The following is a 12,134-nucleotide window of genomic DNA, read 5'->3' as shown; positions in this document are numbered from 1 at the left end:
TCCGGAGGCCGGAGATCGGCTGTCGGCGGGACGACGATGGCGGCGGCGGCCCCACTCCGCTAGAATCACGGGTCAGACGCCGGCCTCCGCCGGCTGCAAGAACATAAGGATAAAGCCATGCCCTCATTCGATACCGTCTGCGAAGCCAATCTGGTCGAAGTCAAGAATGCCGTAGAACAAGCCAACAAGGAAATCTCCACCCGCTTCGACTTCAAGGGTACCGACGCCCGCGTCGAACAGAAGGAACGGGAACTGACCGCCTTCGCCGACTCCGACTTCCAGTTGAGCCAGGTACGCGACGTGCTCACCAACAAGATGACCAAGCGCAACGTCGACGTGCGCTTCCTGGACGAAGGCAAGATCGAGAAGATCGGCGGTGACAAGGTCAAGCAGGTGATCAAGGTCAAGAACGGCATCGAAAGCGACGATGCCAAGAAGATCGTGCGCGTCATCAAGGACAGCAAGATGAAGGTGCAAGCCAGCATCCAGGGCGATGCCGTGCGCATCACCGGCGCCAAGCGCGACGACCTGCAGGCCGCCATGGCGCTGTTGCGCAAGGAGATCAAGGACATTCCGCTGGAGTTCAACAACTTCCGTGATTGATCCCCAGGCCTGACCAGGCCTTGCAATGAAAAACGCCGGCGATTGCCGGCGTTTTGCTTGTGCGCTGCTTGATGCTGATCAGGTCAGACCCGATCAGGCCGCATCGCGCTCGTCGCCCACCAGCCGGCGCTGCCTGACGGAGTCGGCCAGGCCCTGCAGCACCTGCAGGCTTTCTTCCCAGTTGATGCAGCCATCGGTCACAGACTGGCCGTAGGTCAATTCCTTGCCCGGCACCAGGTCCTGACGACCGGCCACCAGATGCGACTCCACCATGACGCCGACGATGCGGGTGTCGCCACCGGCGATCTGGCGGCCGATGTCGGCGCAGACGGGGATCTGGTTTTCCGGCTTCTTGGAACTGTTGGCGTGCGAGGCGTCGATCATCAGGCGCGCGGCCAGACCGCTCTTGGCGATGTCCTGGCAGGCTGCTTCCACGCTGGGCGCATCATAGTTGGGCTGCTTGCCGCCGCGCAGGATGATGTGGCAATCCTCGTTGCCGGCGGTAGAGACGATGGCCGAGTGACCGCCTTTGGTCACCGACAGGAAGTGGTGCGGCTGGGACGCGGCCTTGATGGCATCCACGGCGATCTTGACGTTGCCGTCGGTGCCGTTCTTGAAGCCCACCGGGCAGGACAGGCCGGAGGCCAGTTCGCGGTGTACCTGGGATTCAGTGGTGCGGGCGCCGATGGCACCCCAGCTGATCAGGTCGGCGATGTATTGCGGGCTGATCACGTCGAGGAATTCGGTACCGGCCGGCAGGCCCAGGTCGTTGATGTTGAGCAGCAGTTCACGGGCAGCGCGCAGGCCATCGTTGATGCGGAAGCTGTTGTCCATGTACGGGTCGTTGATCAGGCCCTTCCAGCCGACGGTGGTGCGCGGCTTCTCGAAGTAGACGCGCATGACGATTTCCAGCTCGTTCTTGTGACGCTCGCGCTCCACCACCAGGCGGCGCGCATATTCCATGGCGGCCTTGGTGTCGTGGATGGAGCAGGGGCCGATGACGACCATCAGGCGGTCGTCCTGACCGTGCAGGATGCGATGCAGCGCGGTGCGGGCTTCGGCGGTGGTGCGCTCAACCTTTTCGGTGCAGCCGAATTCGCGGATGAGATGCGAGGGGGGGACCAGTTCTTTCATTTCTCGGATGCGAAGATCGTCAGTGCGCGGCATTTTTTTCTCCTGGAGTGCTGCAAATATTCAGCTGGAAATTTGACCAAAAAAAAACCGCCATCACTGGCGGTTTTTTAGGAAATTCGGTTTTGTCTTTTTACGAACGCTTACCGCTTTTCACCGCCGTGGGGCTGGAATAGCTAAAGTAAAAATAAAAGTAAGCGCGGGCGAAAGACATGTCTGGCGTCATGGATTAATTGAAGCAGATATTCATAGTGCTACAAATCCGGGGCTTTGGCAAGGGAGATGCGAAAAATGGATTGATGCAGTGCTCATACACATTTTTCTCAAAAATTATGGAATATTTGGATAATCATTGCCTGATATGCACCACCTCGGCCTCCAAAAGCAATAAAAAATCACGCCCCGTGCAAGCCCTGCCCGTCTCCTGTGCCACTTTTCGCTGTGGTTATCCTGCAAAAAAAGCGGTAATTTGATCTGGCGACGTCTCATTCAGCGCCTTCACCGCAGCTTTTTCCATCCCCTGCCGACGAAAAAAAACCGCCGGCAAGCTCTCCGGCGGTCTTCATTGCAGTGTTGAACCTGCTTCTGCCGAACCTGGTCAGCTGGCTCAGGCGGTGCCACCCACGGTCACACCATCCAGGCGCAGGGTCGGCTGGCCCACGCCGACCGGCACGCTCTGCCCTTCCTTGCCACACACGCCCACGCCCGAATCCAGGCGCATGTCGTTGCCGATCATGGAGACCCGGTTCAGCACATCGGGGCCATTGCCGATCAGCGTGGCACCCTTGACCGGATAGGTGATCCTGCCATCCTCGATCATGTAGGCCTCGCTGGCGGAGAAGACGAACTTGCCATTGGTGATATCTACCTGGCCGCCGCCGAAGTTGACTGCATACAGGCCGTTCTTGACCGAGGCCAGGATTTCGCCCGGGTCCTTGTCGCCGCCCAGCATGTAGGTATTGGTCATGCGCGGCATGGGCAGGTGCGCGAAGGATTCGCGGCGGGCGTTGCCGGTGACGTCCATCTTCATCAGGCGCGCGTTCATGGTGTCCTGGATATAACCCTTCAGGATGCCGTCCTCGATGAGCGTGGTGCACTGGGTCGGGTTGCCTTCGTCGTCGATGTTGAGCGAGCCGCGACGGTCGGCGATCGTGCCGTCATCGACCACGGTCACGCCCTTGGCCGCCACGCGCTCGCCGATGCGGCCGGAGAAGGTGGACGAGCCCTTGCGGTTGAAGTCGCCTTCCAGACCGTGACCGATGGCTTCATGCAGCAGGATGCCGGGCCAGCCGGGACCAAGTACCACGGTCATCGGGCCGGCCGGGGCCGGGCGCGCGTCCAGGTTGACCAGGGCGGTGGCAACCGCCTCGGAGGCGTACTTTTCCAGCAGCACGTCGGAGAAGTAGCCATAGTCATAACGACCACCGCCGCCACTGCTGCCCATCTCGCGACGGCCATTCTGTTCGGCGATCACGGTCACCGAAACCCGCACCAGCGGGCGGATATCGGCCGCCAGCACGCCATCGGCACGCGCCACCAGCACCACGTCATATTCGCCGGAAAGGCTGGCCATGACCTGCTTGACGCGCGGGTCCTTGGCACGGGCGATGCGCTCCACGCGCTCCAGCAATCGCACCTTGGCGGTGGCGTCCAGCGAGGTCAGCGGATCGTGCGGCAGGTAGAGCGCGCGACCGCCGGCGGGGATCATGGACCCGGCCACCTTGACCTTGCCGCTGCCCTGGCGGGCAATGGTGCGGGTGGCGGCGGCGGCGTCCATCAGGGCCGCTTCGGAAATCTCGTCGGAATAGGAAAACGCAGTCTTGTCGCCCGACACGGCGCGCACGCCCACGCCCTGGTCGATGGAAAAGCTGCCGGTCTTGACGATGCCCTCTTCCAGGCTCCAGCCCTCGCTCTTGGTGAACTGGAAGTAGAGATCGGCGTAGTCGACCTTGTGCGTGAACATGTTGCCCAGGGCCTTGAGCAGCTTGGATTCGTCCAGGCCGAAGGGAGTCAGCAGCACGTCGCGCGCCACTTGCAGGGCGCCCATGTTGGGTTCAAATAATTTCATAGCGTCTTGTCGGAAGGCAAAAAAGGTCAAAGCTTGCGATGGCGAAGTGCCGGCAAGCTTTCTCGAACGTATTGTAGACGATGGGGGTCGATGTCGCCGATCACAAGGCCTTCGCCTTCCGGCAGGACCGACACGATCTCGCCCCAGGGGTCCACCAGCATGCTGTGGCCCCAGGTCCGGCGGCCATTGACGTGTTCGCCGCCCTGGGCCGAGGCCAGCACATAGCACTGGTTCTCGATGGCGCGGGCGCGCAGCAGCAGCTCCCAGTGGGCGCGGCCGGTGGTATAGGTGAAGGCAGCCGGCATCACGATCAGCGCGCACTCGCCCATGGCCCGGTAGAGCTCGGGGAAGCGCAGGTCATAGCAGACCGACAGCCCGACCCGGCCGAACGGCGCCTCGAAGCTGCGTACCTCGCCGCCATGTTCGATGGTGCGGGCCTCGTCGTAGCTTTCCTGCCCGCGCACGAAGTTGAACAGGTGGATCTTGTCATAGCGGGCGACACGCTGGCCTTGCGGGTCATAGACCAGCGAGGTATTGAGGACCTTGTCCGGGTCGGCCGACTGCAGCGGCAAGGTGCCGCCGACCAGCCATATCTGATGCTGGCGGGCCAGCGTCTGCATGAAGGCCTGGATCGGGCCGGTGCCATCGTCCTCGGCATGGGCCAGCTTGTCGCGTTCGTGACGGCCCAGCAGGGGCCAGTATTCGGGCAGCAGCACCAGCTGCGCGCCCTGCTCCGCCGCCTGCGCCACCAGGCGCGCCGCACTGGCGAAGTTCTCTTGTACCTCGGGGGTGGAGACCATCTGGATGGCCGCCACCTTGAATGTCTGGCTCATGTCTGCCTCTTGTCTGCCACTTGCCTGGCACTTGCCTGGCGCATCCGGCTACGGCAGGACGCGTGAATGATATGAAGGATGCTTCAGTATGGCCCATCCCGCGACTATCTGCAGGCGTCACCGATCGGGTTCAGGCACCTGAATTGATGGCCGGGCCGGGCGCAGGCTGACGACGCGGGGAGGCAGGGGCCACCGCCGGTGCCGGGGGCAGATTATTGGCCGGTGGGGACTGCTCTTTGTCGTCCCGGCCCTTCTGCAGCACTTCCTTGGCGCGCTCGGCGTCCACCGGCGACACCTGCCCCTGCTTGACCACGATGGGGTCGCTCCACGGCCCGGTCACCTTGTATTCGAAACTGAGCGACTTCATCACCGGATTGCGCAGGAACAGCTGTGCCAGCAAGGTACTCACGCCCACCACCGGGTTGACCGCCATGGCCACCACCGAGGCCGTGCCCAGGTTGATCTCGGGGATCACCACCACATGCAGGTCCTGGGTTTCGCGGGCGATGTCGGCCGAGCCGCTCATCAGCACCGAGGCCGTCACGCCGGCCATCTTGAGATTGTCAGTGGTGGCGATGCCGCGAGCGATGCTGGCGGTGCCGGCCACCGTATCGAAGGCAAAGCCTTCCGAGAAGACGTCGCGGAAGTCCAGCGTCAGTCGGCGCGGCAACGCCTGCAGGTTGAGCACGCCCAGCAGCTTGGCCGCGCCCGGATCGACCTTCAGGAACTGGCCCGAATGCACATCCATGTGGACCTGGCCGCCCAGGCTGGCCATGTCCATGGCATAGGGCGGCGCCTTCCAGCTCAGGTCGCCATCCAGCTTGCCGCGACCGCCGCGGATGGTACCGGGATACCCGAAGCGTTCCAGCAGCTTGCCGGCGTCCTCGACGTCCAGTGCATAGGTGAAGTTGGAGGTATGGTTGCTGCCGAAGCTGAGCCAGTTGCCGGCGGCGCGGAACTGCGCATCGGGATTGGCCAGCAGCAGCCGGCTGATGCGCCATTCGCGCCCCACCGAGGTGACGATGTTGCTGGCATCGAGCTCCAGTCGGCCCAACTTCTTGTCTCCCAGCTCGAACTGGTCGGCGCGGATGTCCAGGGCCGGCATCTGCACATTGTCGTCGCTGCTGTCGGGCTGGGGCTGGGCCGCCTGGGCTGCCTGTGCTGCCTGTGCCGCTTGTGCCGCCTGTGCCGCCTCGGCCGATGGGCTGGACTTGGGAATGACCAGCGACGACAGGCGCGCCGTCACCTTGCCCGCGCCCTTGCCGCCGGTGGGTTCGTCCCAGGTGACGGTGCCGGCCGCCTGTTGCGACTCCAGGTTCATCTGCCAGGCATTGCGGCGATGCGTCGCCTCCAGGATCAGCTTGTTGAGTTTCTTGCCCATCAGCCTGAGCTCGCCCACCCGGGCCGAGACATTGTCCGGCTGCAGGTACTGCGTCACATCATCGCTGGCCAGGCGCCCCGCCGAGCTGGCTGCCGGGCTGCTGCTGCCCTTGCCGACCAGGTCGTTCTTCAGGGCCAGCCAGGCATCCAGGTCCAGGCTGTCGGTCGCCAGCGCCAGCTTGAGTCCGGACGGCGGCGTCGGCGCCGGCTGGTTCCAGCCGATGCCGCCACTGGCAACGCGCCAATTGCCACCACTGGCCACCACCCGTTCGCGCACATGGCGCGTGCTGATGTTCTGCCCGAGCGAGACGCGCAATTCCTCGCGCTCGATCAGCGGATCGGGCGAGGCCAGGGGCAGCAGGTCCACCCGCAACGGCAGAACGTCCTGTGCGCCCTTGCGCAAGGGTGCCGGCAAGTCCAGCCCCAGCCCGGCCAGGTTGGATTCGATGCTGACCTCGGGCTGGCGCTGCCGCACCTGCACCGTGGCGGTATAGCGGGCGCTCCCCGACAGGCGTGCCAGCAGGCGCTGCAGCGAGGGCTCGGTATATTGCCTGCGCAGCGCCTCGACATTGACCGCGCCCTCCAGCCGCACCTGGCTGCTGCCATCCTTCTGGGTGCCGCCGCTGATGGCCAGGCTGTCGCCCAGGAACTGGCCGCGCACGCCGTTGAGGGTGAAACCGCGTTCGTTGAATTCCACCTTGCCGGTGGTCCGATACAGCACCGGCAGGTCCGGCAGCAGGTCGACGTCGTTGTTGGCGAAGTGGAAGGCACCCTGGGCGCGGGTGTCGATGGCATGGTTCAGCGGCATCTGGAATTTCAGGTCCAGCCTGGCCTCACCGGTGGCACTGCTGTGCTCCATGACATTGCCGGTCCAGCGCGCCACCGGGCTCTGGTTCACGTACTGCAGGAAGGCCGGCATCGGACCATTGGCCACGCCATCGATTTCCAGCGTGGCTTCGTGCGAATCGACATCGGCCACCCGCGCCGTCACCGGCCCCAGCCGCGCGCCCAGGCTGCGGGCGCTCTCGGCCTTGATCTCCAGGCGCGTGCGGTCGATGCTCAGGCGCCCACGCCCCTCTTCCAGCAAGGGCCACTCGGGTTCCTTGCCGTCACGCCCGAGATGGCCCGGGGTGTAATTCAGCTTGAGCCCCTCGAAGTCGCCACTCAGCTGGAACTGGCCCTTGGGCTGCTCGCCAGGCTTGGCGGTATGGAACGGGAAATCAGCCAGCGCGCCCTTGAGCTTGAACTGCACATCATGCAGGTTGCCCGCCATCAGCCCCTCGGTCAGCCAGCGTCGCAGGGGTTCGCTCATGTGCTGCGGCAGATAGCGCCGGATCGCCTTGACGTCGAAGCTGCTGATCTCGCCGGCCACGTCCAGGGTACCCGCCGACTTGCCCTGCAAGGGCAGCAGATGGCGACCGGACAGGCTGCCGGCCACGCCGGGCTGACTGAACTGCATCTGGTCCAGATCCACCTGCAGTGTCTGATCCTTCAGATATTGCCAGTGCGCCTGAAGCTTCAGGGTATCGAAGGGCATGCTGGGCTCGGCGAACATGTCGGCGGGCAGATCGACCACCAGCTGCTGCGTATCCACCTTGACCGAGCCGCCCTTTTCGGTGGCATCGATCTCGCCGCTCAGGTTGCTGAAGCCCGGGAAGCCCGCCCACTGGGCGCGCGCCTGCTGGGCCGGATTCTTGCGCGGCTCCACATGGGCCGCCAGGCCCTTCATGCCCAGGCCCTTGAAACGTCCCTGTACCCGGTAGGAACTCAGTTCCGGATAACTGCCCTGCCACTGCACGGTGAAATCGTTCAGTTCTCCGCGTGGCGCCAGGTCGTCCAGCAACTTGCGCTGCGAGGGTGCCAGCGGCAGCCGGGTCGCCAGTTGCGACAGCGTCTGCAGGTTCAGGTAGGTGGCCTTGACACTGGTGCGCTCGGCCTTGAGCGGGGTGGCCGGCTCGTAGCTCTCGGTGATCGAGGTCGGCGGCAGGACGAAGCCGTCCGGGGTTTCTATCGAGAAATCGGTGAGGGTCACCTGGTGGCCGTTGGCACCGAAGGTGGGTACACCGTCCTGCTGGCCGGCGCCCAGGGTTTCGCTGGCCGAGATGCGGCCATTGACGCGCTTGAGCGAGAGGGGCTCCAGCTGGCGCGACAACTGGGCGTTGAAATCGGCCAGGCTCAGGTCGGCGGTGAAATTGGCGACCTTGGCATGGTCCAGCGTGAGCCAGGCCCGCACCGAACCGCGACCGCTGTTGATGGCGATCGGGTAGTCCACCCAGGCGCGCCAGACCGCCAGGTCGGTATTGCGCAGGTCGGCATACAGCACGCCCTTCCAGCGCGTGATCTCGGAACTGCGGGCAAAGGCCGGATGACTGAAATCGGCCCTGACATCGAGCGGCGCCGAGGTCTCCTGCGGCGGATTGGCGCGCAAGGACAGGCGGTGGCGCAGCCAGCGGTTGTGCAGGATCAGGTTGACGTCTTCCAGCGCCAGCTCGGGCGCCTTGCGCATTTCGTCATCCCAGCGCAGCTTGCTGTGACGGATCACGATCTCGCGCTGTGACAGCAGCCAATCCAGCGTACTGCCGTCACCCCCCGTGGGCACCGGGATGCCGGCCACGAAGAGCTTGCCGGCGGCATCGCGGCGGATCGCCAGATCGGCGCCCTCGATGCTCAGGTTTTCCACCCGCAGCGCCGCCACCAGCACGCTGCTCCAGGACAAGGTGGTCGATACCCGCGGCAAGGTCAGCGCGGCCTCGCCCTGCTGGTCATGCACGGTGATATTGGACAGGGAAAGCTGCGGGCGCAGGCCGCTCCAGGAAGCGTCGATGGCCTCGATGCTGACCGCGCGCCCGATCTGGGCCGACACCAGATGTTCGATGCGCGGCTTGTAGTGGCCGATCTCGGGCAGCACCGCATAGCGCAGCACCAGGAACAGCGCGCAAAAGACGAAGTAGGCCGCCAGCAGCAGCTTGAGGGTGAAACCCAGCACATGGTGGCTGGCCCGGTTCAGGTGAATGTAGCTGCCCCGCGCAACTCGCCAGCACAGCGCCCAACGGCCAGGCTTCGGTGCGGCGTTATGTTTTTCGTGGGACATCAGGATGCAAAGGCAGCTCGGTATGGGAGAAAATCGGGCAGGCGACATGATCGCATGGAAAACCAGGCCATGCCATCCGTGCCAAGGACGTATGAGGGGCAAAATGTCCGATAAGTTTAAAAAGGAAGGCTAGAATCCCCGTTATCGTGCGAAACCGTCAGCCCGCTGTCAGTCCTGCCTACACTATCGGTCGACAGGGCGGCCTGCTGAAGTGCAATTGAATTGCCTTAACGACGGTTTGCCCTCCTTTACACCATCGTGTTTTCACATCCTGTCGTGGAGCTTTGCGGTCCCCTATGCCTGTTCATCAACGATCCCTGGTCGACGCCACCACCTCCCGCTACTACACCCGCTGGACCCAGGCCGACGCCGCCCGCCCGGCCCTGGTCCTGGCCGCCGCCGCCCAGCCCATGGACCGTGCCGGCATGCAGCAGCGCCTGCAGGCCGACCTCGACGCCGGCCTGGCGCTGCCGGCGGCCATGCGGCGCCTGCGCAACCTGATCATCTGCGCCCTGATCACGCGCGACCTCGACGGCCGCGCCGACCTGGCCGAAGTGGTGGCAACCATGACCGGCTTTGCCGATTTTGCCGTGCAGACCCATCTGGCCGCGCTGATGCAGGAACAGACCGCCCTCTACGGCCAGCCCATCGGCGAGGAGTCCGGCCGCCCGCAGGAAATGATCGTGCTGGGCATGGGCAAGCTGGGCGGGGGCGAACTCAACGTGTCCTCCGACATCGACCTCATCTTCGTCTATCCGGAAGACGGCGACACCCGGGCCGAAGCCGGCCAGAAGTCGCTGTCCAACCATGAGTTCTTCGTGCGCCTGGGCAAGAAACTCATCGGCGCCCTGGCCGAGATCACCGAAGACGGCTTCACCTTCCGGGTCGACATGGCGCTGCGCCCCAACGGCAACTCCGGCCCGCTGGTGGCCAGCTTCAACATGGTCGAGGAATACCTGGTGCGCCAGGGCCGCGAGTGGGAGCGCTATGCCTGGACCAAGGCCCGCGCCCTGACCGGCACACCGGAGGATATCGCCACCCTGGAGGCGATCAGCCGCCCCTTCATCTTCCGCCGCTACCTGGACTTCGGCTCCATCGACGCCCTGCGCTCCATGCACGGCCAGATCCGCGCCGAGGTCAAGCGCCAGGAGGCCCTGCACCCGGACCGCAGCAACAACGTCAAGCTGGGTCGGGGCGGCATTCGCGAGATCGAGTTCACCAGCCAGGTGTTCCAGCTGATCCGGGGCGGGCGCGACGTGGAACTGCGCGACCGCTCCACTCGCATCACCCTGCGCACCCTGGCCGCCAAGGAACTGCTGGCGCCCGAGGTGGTGCAGCAACTACTGGACGCCTACAGCTTCCTGCGTGACCTCGAACACCGCCTGCAATACCTGGAAGACGCCCAGACCCACACCCTGCCCGTCAATCCCGACGACCTGCTGCTGGTGGCGCAGATGATGGGCTACCCGGACAGCGCGGCCCTGCTGCATGAGCTGGAAGGCCAGCGCGCCATCGTCGCCGCCCAGTTCGACGCCATCTTCGCCGACAAGCAGTCCGGCGAAAGCGAAGCCGATGGCCCGGCCGTGAGCGTGAGCGAGAACGACAACCTGGAAGGCCTGGCCGACGCCCTGCGCCTGGTCGGCTTCCCGGAAGACGACGTCGAGGACGGTGCCCGGCGCCTGCACCTGACTTGGCAATCGCCGCGCATGCAGAGCCTGCCCGAGGCCAGCCGCAACCGGCTCAATACGGTCATCAACAACTGCCTGCCGCTGCTGGCGGCACTGCACTACGACGAACTGCCGGCCCTGGGACGGCTGCTGGATTTCCTTGAAGCCATTGCCCGCCGCGCCGCCTATCTGGCACTCCTGACCGAATATCCCTACGCCCTGCAGCGCCTGGTGCGCATGATCGGCGCCAGCGGCTGGGCCGCCACCTACCTGACGCGTCACCCCCTGCTGCTGGACGAACTGCTGGACGACCGCAACCTCAAGGCCGCCTCCGACTGGGCCGCCTTCTCCGACAACTGCCGGCGCCAGCTGGCCACGGCCGAAGGCGACACCGAACGCCAGCTCGATATCCTGCGCGAACTGCACCATGCCGAACAGTTCCGCCTGCTGGCACAGGATCTGGAAGGCGACCTGTCGGTGGAAAAGCTGGCCGATGAACTCTCCGCCCTGGCCGACGTACTGGTGCAGGTGACCATCGAAGCGGTCTGGGGCACTATCACCCAGCGCCACCGCGAGGTCCCGCAGTTCGCCGTGATCGCCTACGGCAAGCTGGGCGGCAAGGAACTGGGCTATGCCTCGGACCTGGACGTGGTCTTCCTCTACGACGATGACGACCAGGAAGCCCCGGCCCTCTACGCCAAGCTGGCGCAGCGCTTCATCACCTGGATGACCAGCCACACCCCGGCCGGCACCCTGTTCGACATCGACATCGCCCTGCGCCCGGACGGCGCCAGCGGCCTGCTGGTGTCGCCCCTGTCGGCGTTCGAGAAATACCAGCTCAACGCCGCCTGGATCTGGGAACACCAGGCCCTCACCCGCGCCCGTTTCTGTGCCGGCGACAGCGCCATCGGCGAACGTTTCGAGGCGCTGCGCGAGCGCGTGCTGCGCCAGCCGCGCGACGCCGACAAGCTGGAAGAGGAAGTGCTTTCCATGCGGCGCCGCATGCGCGACGCCCATCCCAACCGCAGCATGATGTTCGACCTCAAGCACGACGAGGGCGGCATGATCGACATCGAATTCATGGTGCAGTACCTGGTCCTGCGCCATGCCTGCGACCACCCGCAGCTGACCGGCGACATCGGCAACATCGCGCTGTTGAAGCTGGCGGCGCAGCTCGGGCTGATCGATGCCCTCATGGCCGACGAGGCAGCCAACGCCTATCGTCTCTTCCGCAAGCTGCAGCACCAGATCCGGCTACAGGGTTCGGACCGGGCGCATATCGACGCCATCCGCGTGGAGCATGAACGTGCCTGCGTGATCCGGCTGTGGCAGCAGGTGTTCGGTTGAAATGGCCATGTCGG

Annotated in this window: 6 protein-coding genes; 2 read left to right on the top strand and 4 right to left on the bottom strand. The window is 64.7% G+C overall.

Annotation, left to right across the window (positions count from 1 at the left end; genetic code table 11):
• Positions 1–117: 117 nt before the first annotated feature.
• Complete coding sequence (locus BTM36_RS21220; protein WP_006463130.1) at positions 118–603, top strand: YajQ family cyclic di-GMP-binding protein; 486 nt, start codon at positions 118–120, stop codon at positions 601–603.
• Positions 604–696: 93 nt separating this feature from the next.
• Here BTM36_RS21220 and aroG read toward each other — a convergent pair whose 3' ends face one another.
• From aroG to BTM36_RS21200, 4 genes are all read right to left on the bottom strand, one after another.
• Complete coding sequence (gene aroG / locus BTM36_RS21215) at positions 697–1,770, bottom strand: 3-deoxy-7-phosphoheptulonate synthase AroG (protein ID WP_077237818.1); 1,074 nt, start codon at positions 1,768–1,770, stop codon at positions 697–699.
• 571 nt (positions 1,771–2,341) lie between these two features.
• Positions 2,342–3,802, bottom strand: a complete 1,461-nt coding sequence (gene tldD, locus BTM36_RS21210) for a metalloprotease TldD (protein ID WP_077237817.1) — start codon at positions 3,800–3,802, stop codon at positions 2,342–2,344.
• A gap of 26 nt (positions 3,803–3,828) precedes the next feature.
• Entirely contained in the window at positions 3,829–4,635 is an 807-nt protein-coding gene (locus BTM36_RS21205) for a carbon-nitrogen hydrolase family protein (protein ID WP_077237816.1), read from the bottom strand.
• A 130-nt stretch (positions 4,636–4,765) separates the two neighbouring features.
• Positions 4,766–9,106: a YhdP family protein gene (locus BTM36_RS21200; protein WP_077237815.1), complete on the bottom strand. Its 4,341-nt coding sequence runs from the start codon at positions 9,104–9,106 to the stop codon at positions 4,766–4,768.
• A 296-nt stretch (positions 9,107–9,402) separates the two neighbouring features.
• Between BTM36_RS21200 and glnE the strand changes: the two genes are divergently transcribed.
• Positions 9,403–12,120: a bifunctional [glutamate--ammonia ligase]-adenylyl-L-tyrosine phosphorylase/[glutamate--ammonia-ligase] adenylyltransferase gene (gene glnE / locus BTM36_RS21195; RefSeq protein ID WP_077237814.1), complete on the top strand. Its 2,718-nt coding sequence runs from the start codon at positions 9,403–9,405 to the stop codon at positions 12,118–12,120.
• Positions 12,121–12,134 lie beyond the last annotated feature (14 nt).

Source organism: Herbaspirillum sp. VT-16-41, assembly GCF_001994935.1.
In the GTDB taxonomy this organism is placed as follows: Bacteria; Pseudomonadota; Gammaproteobacteria; order Burkholderiales; family Burkholderiaceae_D; genus Herbaspirillum; species Herbaspirillum frisingense.
Note: the sequence above shows the minus strand (reverse complement) of the source record. Positions and strands in the feature narration are given on the sequence as shown.

What these genes read in the sequence shown, in the direction of transcription:
- BTM36_RS21205 (WP_077237816.1), bottom strand. Translation starts at nt 4,635, where the DNA reads ATGAGCCAGACATTCAAGGTGGCGGCCATCCAGATGGTCTCCACCCCC.
- aroG (WP_077237818.1), bottom strand. Translation starts at nt 1,770, where the DNA reads ATGCCGCGCACTGACGATCTTCGCATCCGAGAAATGAAAGAACTGGTC.
- glnE (WP_077237814.1), top strand. Translation starts at nt 9,403, where the DNA reads ATGCCTGTTCATCAACGATCCCTGGTCGACGCCACCACCTCCCGCTAC.
- BTM36_RS21200 (WP_077237815.1), bottom strand. Translation starts at nt 9,106, where the DNA reads ATGTCCCACGAAAAACATAACGCCGCACCGAAGCCTGGCCGTTGGGCG.
- BTM36_RS21220 (WP_006463130.1), top strand. Translation starts at nt 118, where the DNA reads ATGCCCTCATTCGATACCGTCTGCGAAGCCAATCTGGTCGAAGTCAAG.
- tldD (WP_077237817.1), bottom strand. Translation starts at nt 3,802, where the DNA reads ATGAAATTATTTGAACCCAACATGGGCGCCCTGCAAGTGGCGCGCGAC.